Origin of the sequence: Nocardia bovistercoris, assembly GCF_015674855.1 — a bacterium.
Classification (GTDB): Bacteria; Actinomycetota; Actinomycetes; order Mycobacteriales; family Mycobacteriaceae; genus Nocardia; species Nocardia bovistercoris.
The window spans coordinates 69,696-89,955 of sequence record NZ_JADMLG010000002.1 but is presented as its reverse complement, the minus strand read 5'-3'; the positions used below and the strand labels follow the sequence as shown (position 1 = coordinate 89,955).

Here is a 20,260-nt window from a genome sequence, read left to right as displayed (position 1 = left end):
ACGCGCGGGCGTGCGTTTCGATGAATGTGACCGACACAGCCGCACACAGGAGCCGTTCATGCCTCTCGACCACTACGTCACCCTCGGCCGATCCGGGCTGCGGGTCAGCCCGTTCGCACTCGGCGCGATGACCTTCGGCGAGGACCCCGGCGGCGCTGGATGCAGCGTCGAGGAGGCCGAAAAGATCCTCGCGAGCTACCTCGACCTGGGCGGGAACTTCATCGACACCGCCAACTTCTACACCAACGGCCATTCCGAGAAAATCCTCGGCGACTTTTTCGCCGCGCAGCCCGGTAGCCGCGGACACGTCGTGCTGGCGTCGAAGTTCTTCGCGAACATGTTTCCCGGCGACCCGAACGGTGGCGGCGCCGGGCGCTCCTCGATCGTGACTCAGCTCGACGAGACCCTGCGCAGGCTGCGCACCGACTACCTTGACCTGTACTGGCTGCACAACTGGGACCGCAACACCCCGATCGAGGAAACCATGCGCACCCTGGACGACCTGGTCCGGGCAGGCAAGATCCGCTACATCGGTTTCTCCAACACGCCCGCCTGGGTGACTGCGCAGGCCCAGACGATGGCCGTGTTGCGTGGCTGGACTCCGCTCGTAGCTCTACAGGTCGAGTACTCGCTGCTGGCCCGTACCGTCGAGGGCGAACTCGCGCCGTTCGCCCTCGATCAGGGCCTGGCTCTGGTGCCGTGGAGCCCGCTGAAGAATGGGTTCCTGTCCGGCAAGTACCGGCGCGGCGCCGAGGTCGCCGATTCCGCGCGCACCGCGTTCGTCGGTAGTCCGAGCGAGGGCGACTATGTCGTCATCGACGCGGTCGCGGCGATCGCCGACGAACTCGGCGCCGGTTCGGCCGCGGTAGCGCTGGCATGGCTACGCGCGAGGGAGGGTGAGATCGTACCCATCGTCGGCGCTCGGCGGGTCGAGCAGTTGCGGGCCAACCTCGCCGGGCTGGACGTGACGCTGAGCCCGGACCAGATACAACGACTCGACAAGGTGTCCGCACCGACGTTGAACTACCCCGCCCCGATGCACGGCACGCAGCGCGCGATGCTCCAGTTCGCCGGAACCACCGTCGACGGCGAACCGTCCACCGTGTATCCGCCACTACTGGCCGGGGTCGTTCGTTACTGATCGCCGAACCCCTGGACGCGCGGCATCGTCCGGGCCGATCGGGCAAATCTACGCCCGTATCCCAGATCCGAAGCCGGATACGTTGCGCCGTGGGATCGGCTGCCCGAGCGGCAGCAGAAGACCGGTATTGGCATCTTCGAGACGATTGAGCGTGAGGTAGCGGCGAAATGGATTCCATGCCGCGCGGTCTGTGTATTTGCTTCAATCCCGTAATGGGCTTACGGGATCATTTGCGTCACAGCATATTCACGCATGCAGATTGCCGGACGCCCGATACCGCCGCTGCCGCCTGCCCTCGGTGTGTCCGGGGCATCGTTTGATGTCCGGCTTGTGTTCAACGATTGCGTTGTGGCGCTTCGGCATCGAAGTGTCGATCGGGAGTGCGCAGTGGAGCGCCGACCTGGTGTAGGTGTCTCAGCGCCTCGAGGTAAGCGGAGATCAGCCCGGTCTCATGGTAGGAAACTCCGATTTCGGCGCAGTAGTCGCGGACGATCACTTGGGCGTGACGCAGGTTCGGCGTCGGCATGCTCGGGAACAGATGGTGCTCGATCTGATAGTTGAGCCCACCGAGGGCGAGGTCGGTCAACGCGCCACCTCGCACGTTGCGGGAGGTGATCACCTGGCGACGGAGATAGTCGGAGCGTTGCTCGCCGGTCGAGGTCGGCATGCCCTTGTGGTTCGGGGCGAAGATGCAGCCCATGTAGAGGCCGAAGAGGCCCTGGTGGACAGCGAGGAACGCGAAGGCCTTGTCGGCGGGCAGAACTGCGAACAATGCAGCGAGATAGGTGGCGAAGTGGGTGAACAGCAGTGTGCCCTCCAATCCGCGGTGTTCGACCGATCGGTTTCTGAGCGCACGTACTCCGGCCACATGGAGGTTCAGGCCCTCCAGCAACAGGAAGGGGAAGAACAGGTACGCCTGCGCCCTCCCGATGAGACGTGTCGGACCGCGGCTGGATCGTGCCTGCCGTTGTGACCACACCAGAATGTCGGGCGCGACATCGGGGTCGAGTTCCTCGTGGTTCGGATTGGCGTGATGCCGGGTGTGCTTGTCCTGCCACCAGCCGTAGCCGAGGCCGATGCCCGCGTTGCCGACGAGTCGTCCCACGAGCTCTGTCGGCTGCCGTAGCCGCAGGACTTGGCGGTGCGCGACATCGTGCATGACGAGGGCGATTTGAGCGAACGTCACGGCCATGAATCCCGCGACCAGTAGCGTCCACCACGAATCGCCGATGAGGACGAATGCCGCCCAGCAGGCCGCGAACGCGACCCCGACGAGGCCGAACCGGACGGCGTAGTAGACGTGACGCCGGTTCATCAGCCCCGCGTCGGAGATCCTGCGCAACAGACGGGCGTAATCACCGTCGGCGCCGCGCCGCGGTGACCGTGGAGATGGCTCGGGTACCAAAGCAGGTGTCGTCATAGATCTTCCTGAGAGCTGAGTCGGAGACGCCCGCTTCCGTCCATGGACGATGCCCGGTCGGTCGACGTCGGAGCGGGGCGCCGATTTCGATACCCCGAAGCTATCGGCCGAATTCTCGTTACCCGTAATCCTCTGGTACGAGATGGAATCCGACTGCGGTGCTATATCGGCTGCCTACCGCGGATCGACGCGGCCGACCAGGTGTCGGCCAACACGTCCGGGCCGATGGACCTGACGTCCGCTCATGTCGCGAACCGGACGTCAGCGAGCACGAAGGTCGATGGGTAACTATCGATCTCGCCGACGCACTCGGGAGCGCGTGCAATCGTGGACGACGTTCGTTCGGACCGTGACGGGCGGCATCGGCGATGTCGCTGATCGTCCTGTGCCGATCGTCGGCCAGGACGACGGAACCGTTTGGCGGCTGATCTTCGCCGGTTGGCTTCCGTTGCAGGAGATTCGAGTTGGCGAGCTCGCGCAGGCTGTCGCGGCTTCGGCGAGATGCGGTTCGGCGACCCACCCGAGCTGACAAAGGGTTATCCGGCTGCGGATTTCACGGTTCCGGAGGGAAGATGCCCTGGCCCGGGGTGAGGATTTGATCGGGGTCGTAGCGTTCACGGGCCGCTTCGAAGGCGGTCCATGCGGGGCCGTAGTGGGTTTGCCACTCTTCGGGCGTGGTGGGTATGGCGCCGACCGGGTACTGGTAACCCCCGACGGCCCGGGCGCGTAGGTAGAGGGAACGGTTGGCCTCCACCATGTCCTGCGGGTTCTCGGCTCCGGGTGAGGCGGTTCTGAGTAGTGTGAAGAGGAAGATCGTTTCCTCGTCGGGCAGGCGCAGCAAGGGCAGGCGCACGCGGGCGCGTGGGAAGGGATAGAGCAGGACCACGCCGCTGGCGCCGACCGTGGTCTCGGTCAGGTCCTCGATGGTGGCCTCCACGAAGGCGTCGGTGCGGCTCGCGGGCAGGAACATGTTCCACCAGGGGTGCGGGCGGTACCACTCGCCCGTGGACTTCAGATAGGTTACGCCGGAGGCGATCCGGTTGAGGAAGTCGAAGTAGGACATGTCTCGGATCTGCCGGTCGCCGGGCTGGTCGCTGAGACCGTCGAGGAGCCTGGTGTCGTCGGGCGGGGTCGTGCCGTCGAAGTAGGCGACCGCTTCGAGTTGGTGGCTCCAGCCGGTGGAGTCGGTCGGCAGTCCGAGTTCTCCCTCCACGTAGGCGAAGCGGCCGTCGCCGACCACGAGCCGCTGGTCGGCGGTGAGCGCGGCGACGCTCGGGTAGAAGAGCAGGTAGTGGCGGACGGTCGCGGGGGCGGGCAGCAGGCGCACGGTGGCCTTGGTGATGACGGCGCACTGTCCTCTTCCGGCCAGTACCGCGTGGAAGAGGTCGGGGCGCAGCTCCGGCGAACATCTCCGCATGGCGGCGTCCCCAGTGACGACCTCCAGTTCCACGACGCTGTCCACCTGGGCTCCGTGGTGGTGGGTCTGGCCGCCGAAACCGCCCACCGACAGCGTGCCGCCGACCGAGAGTTCCAGGTAGTCGGTGAAGACCGCAGGGGTAAGGCCTTGGGCCAGAGTCGCTTTCGCCACGCTGCTCCAGAGCGCGCCCGCTTCCACGACAGCCGTGTCCTCGCGCACCTCGACCCTGTCGAGCGGGGTCATGTCGATGATCAGACCGCCCGCGACCTGGCCCTGACCGAAGGTGGCGTGTCCCTGGCCGCGCGCGGCCACCTGCACACCGTTTCTCCGGCAGTAGGCCATCATCAGCATGATGTCCGACGCGGCGCCGGGCTCCAACACGGCTCCCGGGGTCCGATGGATCAGGTGCCCGAAGTCGTCGGCCGCCTGGCCGAGCGAGCCGGGATCGGTCAGCACCCTGCCCTTCAGCTCCGGCAGGCCGACCATCCCCTGGGACTCGGCGGCGTCGGTGACCCACGTGCGCGTGGACGGGTCGAAGCCGACCACGGGCGCCCCTGCCATGAGGAACGCCTGCCTCCACGGATGCCACGTCATATTCGATCCTTTCGCACTGCGCGGGTGTCGCGTTCGCCGTTTCCCAGGTGACCTGGCGGGAACGAAACCTGTTTCGGTCGGATCACCGCAACATCTCGGTCGCGTCCACGACTATACGCAGAAGGGATCAATCATGTAGTGCCACAATAGTATTAGTGTCGACAAACAGCCAGTATCGGCGAGTGGTCGCGCGGCTCCCGAGGGGCCGTTGCCGTGAAGGTCGGTCAGTGTTTCGTCCAACCGTGGTGTGGATGGGGGTGGTCAGTGCGCCGGCGGGTCGGTCGACGTGCGCGAGCTCAGTCCTGTGGGGAGAGAAGGTGTCTCGAGGCGTGGGTCATCTGGTCGATGAGTAGTGCCTCGCCGTCGATCGATCCCGGTGCGAGATGGCTGTTGATCTCGAGGGACACCAGACCGTGCATGGTGGCGAACAGTCCGAGTAGCCGGTGCCGGTCCTCCGTGGGCAGGGCCGCGAAGTCGACCAGTCGATCGCCTTTGCCCTGCGCTTGTCCGATCGCGAGCAGGAACGGACGATATACCGCACGCTCGGCGGTGACGGTCGGGCCGCCCGGCGGTGCGGCGTAGCCGAGTACCTGGTCGGTCCAGATCAGGTTGAATCGACGGGGGTTGGCTACCGCCCACGCCCTGTACGCACGCGCGCAGGCGAGGAGCCGATCGACGGGCTCGCGGCCGTCGCTGTCGTCGAATGCCCGACCGACCGTTTCGGCGAGCGCGTGGAAGCTCGCGGTGATCAACGCGGTGAGCAGGTCCTCGAGGCCGATCCCGCAGGAGATGCCGCGATGTCCGCTGTTCCCACCCACCGACGTACCCGAGGTCTGCTCACGATCGTCGTGAGCCTGCTCGTCTTCGTTCCGCTGCTCGTCCTCGGCGCCGCCATCGGCTGGCCGGGATCCCTCGGCGACCCGGCCGAGGTCGCTCTGCCGCGCCTACTGGACCATGAATCCGCCACCCGCTTGGGCTATCTCGCCTATCTCACCTACAGCGTCGCGTTCTTCCCTGTCGCCGTGAGCATTTCGATGTGGCGCCGCGAAACGTCCGCCAACCTCACCTGCGCGCTCGGGATCGCGATAGGCGCTGCCGCGGTGTCCGCTCTGGCCCGAGGCATCGGCATCACGCGGTGGCTGTCGGCCGCATTCCCGCTCGCCGAACGATGGCAGCACAGCACCTCCGAGGCCACACGTGAAGCACTCGCCGTCCAGTTCGAGACCCTCGACGATTTCGCGGGCGCCATCGGCGAGACGCTCGGGGTGAGCATCTTCGCCGCCGTGTGGCTCGGCGCGACCATCGCGGGTCCCGGACTCCCCCGGTGGGCGCGCATCACCGGCGCGCTGACCCTGGTGGCCCTTGCCGCACCCGCGATCGAACTCGCCGGGGTGGATGCCGAAGCCTCGGTGTCGCTGTCCAGCACCGCCATCACGATCTGGCTGTTCGCCGTCGGAGTCGCGATGATGCGAGACCGCACCGACGGCAATATTTCACCCTCTCCCGCGGGTTCGCCTCGGTCCGTTCCGATGTCATCGCCGGACTCCGATCCCGGCGACAAGGTTGGACCTCGCAGCCGACCGCAGACCTTGTAGCGCGCCGTGCATGGCGGCGACCGCGTCGGACCACTCGCAACGCGTCTCGGTGAACCAGAACCCCGAAACTGCCGGTGCGCTGCGCAATTCACGCTCGCGCGGGTGGGGCGGGAAGGTCGTCCTCGTTCACGATCCGGAATGGCTTCCCACCCCGTCTCCTGCGAAAATTCGCGGCGGCGCCGCTGCGGCCGTGCGCGACGGGGTGGGTGCGGCTCGTGTGGCCCGCAGGCGTCTCGCCAGGCCGCAGGTCCAGCGAAAGATTCAGGTGGGGCCTGTCCTGTTTGCACTTGCTGCTACAAATTTCCGGGGCCTTCCGTCACGTCACGCTGAATTCTGTTGCCAGGTACCGCGACAGCTCACGCGGAAGTCTCCGCGTCCAGGACTACGCCGCGACGCAGCACATACGGTTGCGGTGGCATTTCCAGCTCCGACCGGTAGGTCTCTTGTGGGTAGAAGCGCCACCTCGTATCACGAGTCAGCCTACCGGCTCTGTATGCGAACGCGGGCAGATCGGTATCGGAGTTGGCTTCGAAACTGATCCTGTTGTGGCTCAATCGGTTCATCGAGAACCGTCCGTTCAGCGTGGCGAGCTCGGGAAGGTCCGAAGCGGCGTGCATATCGAACTCGCGCTGACCGTCGGTTTGCATTATCAAACTGGTAGCGAATGCGTATTCGTAGGCAATGTGCAGAAAGCCTCGGGTGACATAGTCTTCCGGAATGGCGCCGAGATCGAGATCGGTCAAAGCGTGATCGATGTCGGCCGGATCGATGCGGAGGCTGAAGACGCCACCCAACGAAAAGGCGATTCTCCCGTTGTTGGCGAATCGCATGTCCAGGGTCGGAGGACTTGCGAATCCGATACAGGTCAGGCAGCGTGACAGGAACTCTGCCGAGCCGGAAATAGTCTTTCCGGTGCTCCGCTGATTGGAGATATCTGGGAGCGCGCTGCGTATGGGCGTGAATTGCCGATGTGGAAGGTAGTGGGTTAGTGGGCCGCGCCGCACAAGGCGGGGCTTCCGATTCTTGCTCGCTAGATTGTACAGCTCCGGGGGAGTCAGTCCTGTTTGCGCCAAGAAAATTGGCTGATAACCGGCCCTGTTCAGTGTCGCGACGAGCGCGTCTGGCATATTTCTTCAACCTATCTGTGTTTCATACGCTCGAGCTTGCCGAATTTACCGATGAGCCACCATTCATTATATTTCTGTATTTCGTTCCTATACAGCGACAGATCCAGATCGGTATTGTTCCGGGCGTCGCTCACCACCACGTCCCCGCCGCAGAATGCGGGACCGTCGCACGGCTCGGCCGAGTCGCCTGTTGCCATGGGGAAGAACGGACTTCCGACCAACTCGTACGCGCCGTAGTCCCAGGGATCCAGCACACCCGCGAGCTCATCGTTCGTTGCCCGGAGTGCGCTGGCCGGTGATCTGCCATCACCGAGGTGACGGTAGAACGACTCGAACCATGCGGCGGCGACGTGGTCGCGTACCGGCCAGAGGCTGATCAGCACACATCGAACTCCGGCGACCAAGAACCCATTCGGCATGGCGACATAGCTGTCGGGATGAGGCAAGCCTATGCCGGTCTCGCAACCGGCCAGAACAACCAGTTCCGAGTTGACGATCTTGTCGGTGAACACGAGATCGGTTGGATAGAAGACGGATTCGCCGGTGGTCGGACTCGGAGCCAGGACTGTGAATGATTCACCTAGTGGATGTGCGTACCCGTGGCTTGCCAGGTGGACCACGCCGGCCTGGTGTAGTGCAGCGAGAAATGCGTCGGGGGTCGCGGCCCTCCCGATGATGAGAGTGCCGCCGGTTGCTCGGGCGACGAGATCGGCTTCCTCTACAGTCGCAGGTAGTTCCTGGAACTGTAGAGGGATTTCGCCTATCGCGGCTGTAGCGCTGTTTTCCGCGTTGCGAATCAGCGGTACGCTGATTCGTTGCTCCGGAATGCCTCCGAACGCGACAGCGGGTATCGCATACCCGTCCAGTCCCCGCCATGGAATGACATCGCGCCTGCGGTCGAGTTGAAGGGCAACGGAAATCGAAGCACTCACACCGATATCCCACCGTTCACCCAGCGGACCGTCCGGCGCTCCGAGCAACGACCACGGAATATTGAAGTACCCACCATGGGGGATTATCAGCAATCGCCCGGATTTTGTATCTAGTTTCGATCGCACTCGTTCGGGGAGGAGTGCTGTATACAATTTGGCAGCCGCGGCGGCTAGAAATTCGGGGGGTGGCGGTTCGAGTGGAGTCGCCGCGGTTTCTGCGGTAGCTTCGTGACCGATCTGCTCGTTGCCGTTCCAGTGCAGAATAGATATCAATTCGCTGATTGCTTCTTGTCCGGCGCCCGCGTCCCAGCCGTCGATGGCGCCGTCTGGTTCCACGAACCAGGCGACGACGCCATTTCGGTGCGCAAGAATCTTCAATATATGTAGATCTGAATCCTGGCAATAGGATCGTATTGCTTCGGTGGTCACGTTGCGTAAGAACACCCGTCCGCCGGATATGCCCACTTTGCGCCCGCCATGGCGGCGGATTTGATGTCGAAACATGAGATCCAGCAGAGCGCGGCCTTGGCCTCGCTCCGATACTTCTAGAGCCTTCTCGAATCGGTTTTCTCCGATCAGCATAACGCTATAGGCATGAGATATATCGGCCACGGCCTCCATGTAGTGAAATCTTTCGAAATACTCCAGCTGTGATCTGGTTGCATCGATCAGGTCTAGACATGACTCGAAGAGCGTAGCTGCCTGCGCATTGTCCCGACGGTCGCGCAGATGGAGTGCGAACTCGTACAACGATCGCAGCCTGCGATCTGGATTCTCGACCTGCAAACCATCGACTGCATGATCGATTTCAGTCGACTTCACGGTGTAACCCGCGGCCATTTTTACCGACAGTATCTTGTTTTCGGTCTCCCTTAAATATGTGATGTCCTGCATGATTTTCGCGTAATTTCGGGCTTGTTCGAGCAGTTCGAGTGCGCCGTCGGCGTCGCCGCCGGACAGAGCGAGCATTGCTCGTTGAAACAACAGCGACCAATGAATCCCCGGTGACTCTCGCCCGGGCTCTGCGGCGTTGGAGAGCTCATCCGCGCGCAGGGAATCGGGCAGAATCGAAGCGCGCGTCAACCGCGTTATAGTCTCACCCTCGCGATCGTCGACCTTGCGAAAGTATTCGATCGCAGCCTCGTAGGCGTCGCTCATCGGAATCAGATAGTTCATGTAGCGGAAAATATTTCCCAGATTGAAATAGCCGACGGCAACGCCGCGATCGTCTTCGAGTAATTTGCAGCGAGTTATGGATTCTTTGGTCAGAAGCTCTGCCGCTTTGAATTTGCCAGTTTCCGCGAGCGCCGCTCCGTAATTTGAGCACCAGTGCGCGTATTCTATGGATCCGCGATCCTCATCGAATGCGCCGGCCAAGCCTCCGAACGCTGCTACGGCGTCGTCGTAAAGCCCTGCGTCGTAGAGTTCGGTTGCTTCGCTCAACATTTCGCGAAGCCTCTCGCGCTTCTCCAATGCCGGGTTCCTTCATCTGCGAATGCGGCGTAGGAATCGGATCTTTCGACTCTCCGATTCGATCGATCCGGCGGGAATCGGCTACTGGAAAAGGCGCAGGTACTGCGGGCACAATTCTCTGGCGGAGATGTACACCCATGCCCTCGCTTCGGGTAGGGTGTTGTATTCGGCCTGTATCTGAACGACCGTGTTCACCGGATAGCCTGCTGCCAGTGATTCGCAGTGGACTCGCCCGACCTCTACCGTAGTCGACTTCAGCCTGTCCGTGGAGTCGGCTTCGATAATTCCAGCCTTTACCAGCGCCTTTATATACGAAGCGGCATCGGCGTGGGCGACGCCGATGTTGAACAGGGAGGTGAGGGCGCAGCCGATAGCGACGATGATAGGTGCTTTGATTCCGAATCTCATGACAGACCTTTCAAGCACAGGCGGAGCAGGCCCCTGGCTCGGATAGGGCGCGAACCGCCCAGGCCAGTGTATGACTTAGCCGGTCGCATATCTGTCGGTCGAACGGACGACTTGTATCGAAGTCGGTGCAGGTGGTAGGGCGCCTGCGGCCATTGAGAGATTCGGTGGCACGTCATCGGGGGACGCTGCGAGTCTTGGCCTCGCGGTTGAGCTTCCCCCGCTTTCACGGAGGGCTCGGATACCTGAGGCATTCTGCAGAACTGGCCGGCCTGCAGGGTGTGGTCTTCAGGTTTGTGCGGCGCTGCGTTTGTCGGCCATGAGGCGGAAGGGCGCAGCGAGGTCGAGGCGGCGCGCGATGCGTTCGAACACCCGCGGTGCGGCGGCCGCGGTGGCCACGGCCAGTCGGGGGGCGCCGCGCATCACCACGGTTTCGGGGAGGTCGCGTTCGACAGCGCGCAGGACGGCGTCGGTGACCTGGTCCACGGGGAGCGAACCCATGATGGCGGGAGCACGGATGCCGAATTCGGCGCGCATGTCCTCGAACATTCCCGCGCCTTCGGTGAAGCCGGGGCAGACCGCGGAGGCGCTGACATTCCATCCGCGGTCCCGCGCGGTCAGTCGCAGCGACCGGGTGAAGCCGATCAGTCCGAACTTCGTCGCGTTGTAGGGCTCTTCGTACGCGGAGGGCAGCAATCCGGCGATCGAGGCCATGTTCACGATATGGCCTCGGCCGCGTTCGATCATGCCGGGCAGTACCGCGCGGGTCAGCAGCATCGGGGCCAGCAGGTTGACGTCGGTGAAAGCCGCGATGTCGTCGAAGTCGCGCTGTTCGAACCGGTGGGTGGCTTCCACGCCCGCGTTGTTGACCAGCAGATCGACCGGCCCTGAAGCGGCTTCCGCCCTGGCGATCAACTCGCGGGTCTGCTCACGATCGTTCAAATCCACCGGCAATGTGGTCACCTCGACGTTCGAGTGTGACCGGATCTCGGTGGCCACCTCGTTCAACCGTTCGGCGGTCCGAGCGGCCAGGACGACATTCACCCCGCGCCCCGCCAACGCTGCCGCGATATGGCGGCCGATGCCGCGGGAGGCCCCGGTGATCAGGGCTGTGTCGCCCGGTGTGATCCGCATTTTCGCTCCTGTCGTCGCCCCAACGGCTTCCATAATGACAGAATGTTCATTATGTCGCAGCAGCCGGTGGACAGGCCACGTCGAGGACACCCCGACGACACCCGCGAACGCCTGGTGCGCGCCGCGGCCGAGATGTTCAACACCCACGGCTATGCGGGCACCGACGTGCGGCGCATCGTGGCCGCCGCCGGATACGCCACCGGCACGTTCTACCGTCACTTCCCGCACAAGGGCGCCGCGCTGCTGGCCGCCTACGAAGCGTGGGTGGTCGCCGAGTGGGAGGCGCTCGGCGCGGCGATCCTCGCACCCGGCAGCGCCGGGGAGCGAGCCGAACGCATCATCGACATCAGCGCCGATCTGCACGCCCGCTGGCACGGACTACGCGACGCACTGGCCGGCTACCGCCTCGTCGACGAGAACGCCACACGGGCCTACCGCGAACTCCAGCGCCGCCAGGTCGCTATCCTGGCGCGGCTGCGCGAACAGATCAGCCCGGGCACGACCCGGCCGCCTGAGGCCGACGTGCTGCTGGTGATGCTCATCGAACGCGCGGTCGAATCGATGGCCATCGGCGAGCCCGCCGAACTCGGCTTGAGCTGGGACACCATGCGCGCATTGCTGATCCGAGCCGTCACCGACGCCCTACGTGACGGCGACCATCGAACCTGACTTGCGCCAGTCGGTGTGGTTCTTGGGGGTTGTGGGCGCGTTTGTGCTGGTAGCAGTGCTGTGGGCGGAGATTCTGGCACGCTGACGCCTCGGCAGGATCGGCCGCCGAAATGCTGCCGGCTGTGTGCCTGCGGCGATGCCTGATGTGGCGGTGCGCTCTCGAATGGCTTGGCTGAGGACGCGCTAGATGGGATTCCCACCTGCGGCGAGCAAGTGCATCGTGCTGAGGATGGCGGTGTAGGCCAGGGCGCTCGCGGTATGCCAGTCGCGGTTCACCGCGGTGAAGACGGCTTCGGTGAAGTGGGCGTTCAGGTGGGCGCCGACGGTGGCGAGTAGGACGTCCGGGGCGGGGCTGTCGTGTCCGTGCGCGCGCCAGAGTGTGGCGGTGATGTCGGCGATCCGGCTCTGCCAGGCCAGTCTGGTGGCACGCCGGAGCGCGGCGAGTTCCGGCGGCAGGTCGGAGCGGGCGACGAGATCGAAATGGCCGGGGCCGACGGAGGTGTGCATCCGGTGCGCGGTATCGCAGGTGGCCCGCAACCAGGCGTCGGTGTCGCCGTCGAACGCCGGTAGGGCGTGCAGGTAGCGCTCCACCTCGATCTGGTAGGCGGTGGCGACGAGCCGCTCCCGGGTGCCGAACATGCGGAACAGGGTGCGGCGGCTGACCCCGGCCGCCTCCGCGAGCTGGTCCATGGTGACATCGATGCCGTTCGCGCAGACGTATTGCCGCGCGGCCGTGAGCACGTGGTCGATCGCCGCCTGCCGCTTCGCCTCCGACAGTTGTGGGGTGGTCGCAGGCATGCGCCGATCCTAGCAATCGACACTCGCGTGACACTCATGTGTGCCACTCTTGTCGCTTAGTAGTGGCAACCGCCTGTTCACCGCCGCGTGAACCGCTGAAGCCCCCGTCCCAATGGAGCTGGTCGTATGTTCACCTCGCACACCGATGTGTTGGAAATCGATCTGACGGATCGGTCCCACTACGCGTCGGGCTTTCCACACGAGCTTTTCGCCGAGCTCCGGCGGCACGGCCGGGTGCTGCGGCACGGCCCTATCCCGCAGCACGGCTTCGACCGGGAATTCTGGACGCTTCTCGGAAACGCCGAGATCCGGCGGGCCAACCAGGAATGGGAGACCTTCAGCGCGGCGGAGGGGCACGGCCTCGTTCCGCTCCCGCCCGAGCGGCGCGGGAAGATGCTGCTCTCGATGGACCCGCCCGACCACACCCGGATGCGGCGGCTCATCAATTCCGGGTTCACGCCGCGGATGGTCGCCGGGCTCGAGGCGAAGATCGCGGACCGGGCCGAGCGGATTCTCGACGCGGCCGCAGCCCGAGTCGACGTCGACTTCGTCGCGGACGTCTCCTTCCAGCTTCCGATGCACGTCATCGCCGACATCATGGGCATCCCGGAGCAGGATCGCTCCGAGGTCTTCCGGCTGACCGACACCATGATCCGCGCCCTCGACCCGAGCCAGGGCATGTCGGTGCAGGACCGGCAGAGCGCGGAGATGGAGATTTTCACCTACGCCACCGGCCTGAGTGCCGAGAAACGGGCGAACCCGACCGACGACGTGTGGTCGATCCTGGCGAACGGAACTCTGGAGCCGTTCGAGCTCGACCTGTTCTTCACCGTCCTCGCGATCGCGGGGAGCGAAACGACCAGCAACGCCCTGTCGCAGGGCATCCTCGCCTTCGTGAACAATCCTGACCAGCTCGATCAGCTGCGCCGCGACCCGTCGCTGCAGCGGTCGGCGACCGAGGAGATGCTGCGCTGGTCGAGCCCCGTCGTTTCCTTCGGCCGCACCGTCACCCGCGACACCGAACTCGGCGGTCAGCGGCTGCTCGCAGGCGACCGGGTCGTGATGTTCCACCCGTCCGGCAGCTTCGACGAGGCCGTCTACCACGAACCGACCCGGTTCGATATCCACCGATCCCCGAACCCGCACCTCGCGTTCGGCGGCGGAGGGGCGCATTTCTGCTTGGGGGCAAGCCTCGCGCGGACCGAGATCAACGTGCTCGTGTCGGCGATCCTGCGCCGGTTCGCCACTATCGAGGTCACCGGAGAACCGACCTGGCTCAATGTCGGCCCTCTGAACAATGTCGGCGTCGCAATGCAGTCGCTGCCGCTGCGCTTCACCTAGTCATGGAAACAGCCTCCGACCTGCGGAAGAAATGGCGAAAGGTGCTCTGAGCCGCGATAGTTCGACTTGCGACAGCAGGCGGGAACAGTCGTTGGCCGGGACCGGTTCGATCGGTGAGTCGGGGTCGTCACCAATCGTGCCGACGACCGGATGAACGATTGTTGTCGGTGGGCGTTGCTACGTTGTCGGCATCGGACGAGTCGAGGAGAGCCGTGGTCGACCACAGCTGGGAGCAGCTGCTCGAGGAGATGCCGCTGTATCTGTACGAGTATCCGTACCCTCCGGTCGAGCGGCGGGGTGCACTGATCCAGATCCGTGATGTCGACTCGGGGTATCGAGTTCTGTTCCGCGACAACGGCGGGATCGAGGTACTGCTCGCACTCCCCGAGGAACCCCGGGAGCGGCAGCGTTTCGTCGAGATCCTCCGGGCGCAACGCACGACCAACGTCGGGAGACTGTATCTGCCCACCGGCGAGGTGATCCGCGCCGAGAACCGACCGATGTGGGGCCCTTCTTCGGTGTTCGAGAATCCCGCGGATATGGCGGTGGTCGAAGTCCGGACCGCATTCACCGACTACCCGAAGTTCCGCAAGGAAGTGGCTGCCGCCCTCGTGGAGATCTTCCGCGATGGCTGGGCCGCCTCCCCGCAGCGACTTCGCTACACGGTGGCCGACGGCGAGGGGCCAAGGGTCATCCTGTACGGAGTCAGCGGGGAACTTACCGCGGTGCCTCCGGCTCGCCCGACTCACGGCGGTGCGGCCGAAACCTGTACGAACTGGGATGATTTCGCCGAGCGATTGGAATGGGCGGTCAACACCTTGCCCTACGGGGCGGTCTTGAGCCTGTCCGCGCCCAGCGTGGACCCCGACTACACCACCGTCGAGTTCACCAGCGTGTTCACCATCCACAGCGGATGTCTCGTGGGTCCCGACACATCCCGTGACCGCGCGCGGTTGCGGGAGGACATGGGCGAACTCGGATGGGAATGGGAACCACTCGGCGGTGACGGCCTCGAATACCCGATCTGGAGAGTCGCGCCCGCACGCACGATGCAAGGACTCGTTCCGCGTACGGTCGCGACTTTTCGTGATGTCTTCGGCGTAGCCGACCCGAGCGCTCTGACTTTCACCGCGAACGCTCGCACGGATCACCCCGACTTGCCTTATCTCGATGCCGAGCTCGGCCTGACACGTGGACCACACTGAATTCGTGCGTTCTGGCCCCAGGATCGGTCGCCTTCAGTATGCGCTGCGGGGCTGGTTTCGACCTGCGGCGTCGATCACGGCGTCGGCGAACCTTCGAGGACTCTCGAGCGGAACGAAGTGCCCCGCGTCTACGAAGTGAACCTCGATGTCGGCGAAGTAGTGGGGCAGGCGATCGGCCCAACTCCTGGGGAACAACACATCGTCGGTGGGCCAGAGAACGGCGGTGGGTACAGCAAGGCGTCGATTCGGGGCGGGCGCGCGTTCGGCCGCGATTCGGGCCACTCCTCCGGCACCGACCCGGTACCACGCAACCGATGCGGTGAAGGCGCCCGGCGGAGAGTACACCGAGACGAGGTGATCGAGATGGTCGTCGGCCAGGGTGAAGCCGGGTCCTGACCAGTGTGACCAGAAGTGCCGAAGAAATGCGCGCACGGCATCGGGGTTTCCGTCGATGAGTTCGTCGGCGAGTCCGAGCTGGTTGAAGGACACGTACCAGAACTGTTGTTGAGCTTCGGATGACAGAATTCGCGCACCGATACCGGGCAATGGCGGTGTCAATACCAATCCCCGAATCAGATCCGGACGCAGGCGCGCGACCGCGACCGCGATTCTGCTGCCGATGTCGTGTCCGCCCAACACCGGTCGATCCAATCGCAACTCCTCGATGAGTCCGATCACACCTCGGGCCTGGGCATCGGCACTGTAGAAGGTCGCCGCGTCCTCGGCGTGTTTGTCGGATTCGCCGAAGCCACGTAAGTCCGGCACGACGACGTCCAGCATGTCCAACAACGCGACCACCTCGCGGTATTCGGTCCTGTCGCTGGGCCAACCGTGCAGCAGCACTGCCGGGGCGCCGACCCCGACGCGGTCATAGGTCAGGCGGAACCCGTCGATGGCCGACGTTCGTCCGACCTGTCGACCATGTGAGAGAGATGACAACCGAATCTCCATTTCAGCGAGTAGGCGCCCGCACTGTTGTCGGCCTCGGCGCTGGAGACCGGATGCACGCGGATCTTCGGGCACCGAACCTTTCTGCCGCCCGAGGTCGGCCACCACGGTGGTTCGGATGGCTCGAGTGAACTGTACGAACGCATCCATCTCTGCTCACGGAGTGTTGTCGTCGGTGCGTAGCTATTCCTCCAACACGACGATGACGACTTCGTCCGGTGGAGTATCCCCGTAGAGGCGATGTTCCAACGCGGTGACCCCGACGGCGATCTGTCGGAGAATTCTGCCGAGAGGGTGGGCGTCGGCTTTGTCGGCGACGGCGGCCAGTAGCAGTGTCGCGAGCCGGATAAGGCTGGCATCGACAGTGGTCAGTGGCTCGGTCCGGTCGAGTACCGGGGCCGCTATGGTGCGCACCCGCTCGAATATCTCGCGTGCCCAAGGTGAGAACTGTTGTTCGGATTCGGACCTGCCGAACTCGAAGGTGGCGGTATCGAAACTGCCCACGGGAAACTGCAGTGTCGTCGAGTAGTCCGCCATCAGTGTTGTCACGAGCCCCTTCCAGAACGCGAAGGGTTTGTCCTGTTTCCTGACCTTCTGCCGCGCGGCGAACCCGTTCCGCACCGCGGCACGGAGCACATCGTCCAGGTCGGGGTTGTCGGCGATGCTGCCTGCGGCTGTGACCGAGCCGACGTCATCGGCGTGGACGGCGAGGTCGAGTATGAACTCGGCATTGATACCGAGGCCGAGGCCGAGACCGAGAGTGCGTTCGAGGTCGCGGGCGCGTTCGAGGTCGCGGGCGCGTTCGAGGTCGCGGGCGAGGGCGTCTTCGAGGTCGCGGTCGAGGTCTAGGGCGCGGGCGAAGGCACGGTCGAGATCGAGACTGAGAATGCGGTCGACGGAGTGGTCGCGGGCGATGCCGTGGTCGAGGGCCCGTTCGAGGTCGCGGGCGAGAGCCCGCGCGTGGTCGCGGGTGTGGTCGAGGTCGTGGTCGAGGGCGAGGTCCCGGGTGAGGTCGCGAGTGCGGGTGCGGGTACGGGTGCCGTCGAGGTCGCGGGCGAGGGTTAGGGCGAGGTCGCGCGCGAGGGTTAGGGCGAGGTCGCGTGCGTCGGTGAGGTCGCGGGTGTGGGTGAGGTCGCGGGCGCGAGTACGGGCGAGGGCGAGGGTGAGGTCGCGGGTCCGGGCGCGGGCCAGAGCGAGGGTGAGTGCACGGTCGAGGTCGCGGTCGAGGTCGAGATCCCTGGTGCGGGCAAGTGCACGAGCGTGGTCGAGGTCGCGGGCGAGCTCGGGGTTGGCAGCGCCATCTCGAGTCTGGGCGAGATACTTGATGAGCGTATAGCGGAGGATATCTGTGTCCAGATGGTGCGCGATGGCGGTGGCGGCGTCGAGTGTGTCCGCTTCTCTGCGCGTGGCCGTCGTCCATCGGTTCGGCGTGCTGTCGGCTTCTGTGGCCCACGCGTTCAGTGGTGTGGTGCCGAGTGTTCCTCGGTCGGCGAGGTCGGCGATTTCCGTCGCGGTCGGTAGCCGGTAGGTTGCGCCGGTGATCGAGTTGATCCAGGCGAGGACCGCGACGGAGTCCTCGGGGCGCACGCCCACTACCGGGTCGTCGCCGTCGTGGGGCGAGGGTGCGTCCGGCGGACGGTGACGGCCCGCCGCTTGTTCTTCGGTGACGAACAGGTTGAACAGCTTCGCGGGCAGTGGCGGGACGGCGCGGCGCCCACCGGTGATGTCGACGGTCCGGCGGAGGTGGCGGGCCACCATCACACCGTTGAGCAGGCGACGGTATTCCGGATCGAGGTCCGGCCGCTCGAGATCGCGAAGCAGGGAGTTCACCTGTGCTCGCAGATCTTGCGCAATCTCGGTGCCTTGGTCGACGCAGTCGAATGCCAGCGCCAGCGCCTTCACCGTCCGGGATCGCAGACACGCGGTCACGATCGCGTCGGAGGTGTGTTGGGCCGCGTACAGCAGCGTTGTCTCACGCCACCAATCGGAATCGACGTTGGCGGCCAGTACACTGACCTTCCCTTGCCGCTGAATCTCGAGCGAAGCGAGGTATTCCTGGAATGTCAGGTGGCAGAACGCGATCCGGTCTTCGGCGGGCGCGACCAGTAGACCGTCGTTGACGACGTCGTCGAGGAAGATTTCGGCGTCGAGATCGAGTCCGATGCGCCCGAGAGCTTTGTGGACGACTTTCGCGGCGTCCTGTCTGCCCGTTTCGCGAGTTGCTTGTCGCATCATGGTCAACGCGAGGACTTGGATGATCTGCTGTCGGTGGGTCTCGTTGATCGAGGCGGGGATCTGTTTGGCGTCGCGTCGTCGCCACAGCAGGACTTCGCAGATCTCCTTGTACAGCTGTATCCGGCCGTCGGGCATGGTGCCCGGTCGTTCCTGATGCAGGATGACCATCATCGTGAGCAGCAACGGGTTGGCCACCAGCGGTCGCAGATCGGGGCGGACACGTACCTGTGCCAGGAAGTTGCCCGCGGCCCGGTTGGCGGTGGCCAGGTCGTCTTCGACCGCCTGATACCACTTGCTGACGAATCGGGCGGTCTGATTCTCGGTGAGGGGACGGACTTCGAAGATGTCGGCCCGGTTGATGTCGGCGGCTTCGTAGCCGTGGCGGCGCGAGGTGATGATGTAGTGGTTTTCGGGGTAGAGCTCGATCTGCCGTTTCACCCACTCCACCACGGCGGGGCGTTGGTCTTCGCGGGCGACTTCGTCCAAACCGTCCAGAAGCACAACGCATTTGCCGCGCTTCAGCTTCTGGTCGAACCAGCCCGAAGGCGGGGTGCGCCGGTAGTCACGGGGGGCGGCCACGTCGGGCAGAACGACATCGGGATCGTCGGCCACTGTTTGCGCGTGCTCGCGCAGGTAGAGCAGTATCGGCACGTCGCGTCGACGTAGACTCCGCCGGGATGCCGCGCGGGCGGTGTGGCGTACCAGCGTGGTCTTTCCACATCCCGGCGCACCGAGCACCGCCAAAACCTGAGGTGTGTTCTGCGACAACAGATCCGCGATCTGGCGGCGTTTACCGTGCTGCTCGGGAGTGTGATGGTCGCCGACCGGGTTCGTGGTGATCTCGTGCAGCCTGCGGCTGATCAAGCTCACGTCGACGTAGACGGTGTCCAACGGTGGCACCTTGCCGGGACGGGTGCCGAGTCCGGTCAGATCCACCCGATGCAGATGAGCCCGCAGCCACTTTCGGTAGCCGGGACCGTAGAAGGCCAGCGATCGAACCATCCAAGTGTCGACCATAGCGATCAGCTGGGGTCTGCGTGGGGTCAGTACGTCTTTCACGACACCGACGACAGCCAGGAGGGCGCAGTAACCGAGGAAAAGCAGGATCGCCAGTACGGGATGACGTTGAGCGAATCCGGTCACCGCTGCCAGCAGCGCGGGTAAACCCAGTGCGGTCGCGGCGGTGGCGATCGTCGGCCACACCGATGGAGGCCCCGAGTTCGCCCCGCCACCGGTCCCGTCGGTTTCGCCCGCCATTGTCGTCCCTCCCCATCGGATATACCGGACTCGAGTATGGCCGATCACGATTGGTTATCGCCCGAGATCGTCATGTCCCGGCGAGATGCATTCTGTACTTCGGACTGGGGCCGTGGGTGCGGAAGTGATCGTGCGGGGTGGCCCGAGTCAGCCCTTGGGTGGGTTCTCTGTCGGTGCCGCTCGAGGGATCGTTGACGCAACATCGACAACGACGCTCGAACCCGAGGACGACATCATGATGGTCAACCGAATCCGCACCCGCTCCTTCGCGGTCGCCTGCGCCGTGGCACTGGCCACACTGGGCGGCGGTGCCCTCGCGGCGGCCGACGCCGGCGCCGAGGCCGCCTTTCTCGACGAGATCGGCGTGAACGGTGCGGGCCTGCCGGGGAAGTCGGCGTCCGAGATGGTCACCGCGGGGTATCTGACCTGCGGTCATCTGCGCGGCGGCGTGTCGGTTCTCGATGAGATCTCTGCGGTCGAAGGGGCCTACAAGTTCAACCAGGGCACGCTGTTCGTCAGCGCCGCGACGACGAATCTGTGCCCGGACTTCGTGTCCTGAATCGGCGACG

General features: G+C 64.6%; 16 protein-coding genes. 6 read left to right on the top strand and 10 right to left on the bottom strand.

Features of this window, described 5'->3' with window-relative positions; translation table 11 throughout:
- Positions 1-58: 58 nt before the first annotated feature.
- Complete coding sequence (locus IT779_RS04435) at positions 59-1,141, top strand: aldo/keto reductase (protein WP_196147902.1); 1,083 nt, start codon at positions 59-61, stop codon at positions 1,139-1,141.
- 334 nt (positions 1,142-1,475) lie between these two features.
- Here the strand turns inward: IT779_RS04435 and IT779_RS04430 are convergent, their stop codons facing one another.
- From IT779_RS04430 to IT779_RS04420, 3 genes are all read right to left on the bottom strand, one after another.
- Positions 1,476-2,561: a fatty acid desaturase family protein gene (locus IT779_RS04430; protein WP_196147901.1), complete on the bottom strand. Its 1,086-nt coding sequence runs from the start codon at positions 2,559-2,561 to the stop codon at positions 1,476-1,478.
- A gap of 553 nt (positions 2,562-3,114) precedes the next feature.
- Entirely contained in the window at positions 3,115-4,572 is a 1,458-nt protein-coding gene (locus IT779_RS04425) for an FAD-binding protein (protein ID WP_196147900.1), read from the bottom strand.
- A 296-nt stretch (positions 4,573-4,868) separates the two neighbouring features.
- Positions 4,869-5,390 (bottom strand): TetR-like C-terminal domain-containing protein, encoded by a 522-nt coding sequence (locus tag IT779_RS04420; RefSeq protein ID WP_196147899.1) that lies wholly within the window; start codon positions 5,388-5,390, stop codon positions 4,869-4,871.
- On the opposite strand from IT779_RS04420, the gene IT779_RS04415 reads away from it, so the two are divergent.
- Positions 5,370-6,167 (top strand): DUF4386 family protein, encoded by a 798-nt coding sequence (locus tag IT779_RS04415; protein WP_196147898.1) that lies wholly within the window; start codon positions 5,370-5,372, stop codon positions 6,165-6,167. The genes IT779_RS04420 and IT779_RS04415 overlap by 21 nt on opposite strands.
- A gap of 356 nt (positions 6,168-6,523) precedes the next feature.
- Here IT779_RS04415 and IT779_RS04410 read toward each other — a convergent pair whose 3' ends face one another.
- The 4 genes from IT779_RS04410 to IT779_RS04395 all read right to left on the bottom strand — a co-directional run bounded on the left by IT779_RS04410 (position 6,524) and on the right by IT779_RS04395 (position 11,238).
- Positions 6,524-7,294: a hypothetical protein gene (locus tag IT779_RS04410; RefSeq protein ID WP_196147897.1), complete on the bottom strand. Its 771-nt coding sequence runs from the start codon at positions 7,292-7,294 to the stop codon at positions 6,524-6,526.
- Positions 7,295-7,305: 11 nt separating this feature from the next.
- Positions 7,306-9,699 carry a CHAT domain-containing protein gene (locus IT779_RS04405; RefSeq protein ID WP_196147896.1) on the bottom strand — a complete coding sequence of 798 codons (2,394 nt, stop codon included), beginning with the start codon at positions 9,697-9,699 and terminating at the stop codon, positions 7,306-7,308.
- Between the two features lie 81 nt (positions 9,700-9,780).
- The gene (locus tag IT779_RS04400) at positions 9,781-10,107 is read right to left on the bottom strand and encodes a DUF732 domain-containing protein (protein WP_196147895.1); all 327 of its coding nucleotides are present in this window, start codon (positions 10,105-10,107) and stop codon (positions 9,781-9,783) included.
- A gap of 285 nt (positions 10,108-10,392) precedes the next feature.
- On the bottom strand, positions 10,393-11,238 hold the full coding sequence (locus tag IT779_RS04395; RefSeq protein WP_196147894.1) for an SDR family NAD(P)-dependent oxidoreductase: 846 nt from the start codon (positions 11,236-11,238) through the stop codon (positions 10,393-10,395).
- Positions 11,239-11,280: 42 nt separating this feature from the next.
- Here IT779_RS04395 and IT779_RS04390 point away from each other — a divergent pair, with 42 nt between their 5' ends.
- The gene (locus IT779_RS04390) at positions 11,281-11,907 is read left to right on the top strand and encodes a TetR/AcrR family transcriptional regulator (protein WP_196147893.1); all 627 of its coding nucleotides are present in this window, start codon (positions 11,281-11,283) and stop codon (positions 11,905-11,907) included.
- 183 nt (positions 11,908-12,090) lie between these two features.
- Here IT779_RS04390 and IT779_RS04385 read toward each other — a convergent pair whose 3' ends face one another.
- Positions 12,091-12,705: a TetR/AcrR family transcriptional regulator gene (locus IT779_RS04385; protein ID WP_196147892.1), complete on the bottom strand. Its 615-nt coding sequence runs from the start codon at positions 12,703-12,705 to the stop codon at positions 12,091-12,093.
- Between the two features lie 126 nt (positions 12,706-12,831).
- Between IT779_RS04385 and IT779_RS04380 the strand changes: the two genes are divergently transcribed.
- The gene (locus IT779_RS04380; protein ID WP_196147891.1) at positions 12,832-14,046 is read left to right on the top strand and encodes a cytochrome P450; all 1,215 of its coding nucleotides are present in this window, start codon (positions 12,832-12,834) and stop codon (positions 14,044-14,046) included.
- 212 nt (positions 14,047-14,258) lie between these two features.
- The gene (locus tag IT779_RS04375; protein WP_196147890.1) at positions 14,259-15,251 is read left to right on the top strand and encodes a TY-Chap domain-containing protein; all 993 of its coding nucleotides are present in this window, start codon (positions 14,259-14,261) and stop codon (positions 15,249-15,251) included.
- A gap of 33 nt (positions 15,252-15,284) precedes the next feature.
- On the opposite strand, the gene IT779_RS04370 is transcribed toward IT779_RS04375, so the two are convergent.
- Positions 15,285-16,190, bottom strand: a complete 906-nt coding sequence (locus IT779_RS04370) for an alpha/beta fold hydrolase (RefSeq protein ID WP_232541452.1) — start codon at positions 16,188-16,190, stop codon at positions 15,285-15,287.
- A gap of 192 nt (positions 16,191-16,382) precedes the next feature.
- A complete protein-coding gene (locus IT779_RS38425; RefSeq protein ID WP_196147888.1) occupies positions 16,383-19,691 on the bottom strand; it encodes an NACHT domain-containing protein in 3,309 nt (1,102 codons plus the stop codon).
- A gap of 112 nt (positions 19,692-19,803) precedes the next feature.
- Between IT779_RS38425 and IT779_RS04360 the strand changes: the two genes are divergently transcribed.
- Positions 19,804-20,250, top strand: coding sequence for a DUF732 domain-containing protein (locus IT779_RS04360; protein WP_196147887.1), 447 nt, complete (start codon positions 19,804-19,806; stop codon positions 20,248-20,250).
- The last annotated feature ends 10 nt before the right edge of the window (positions 20,251-20,260 follow it).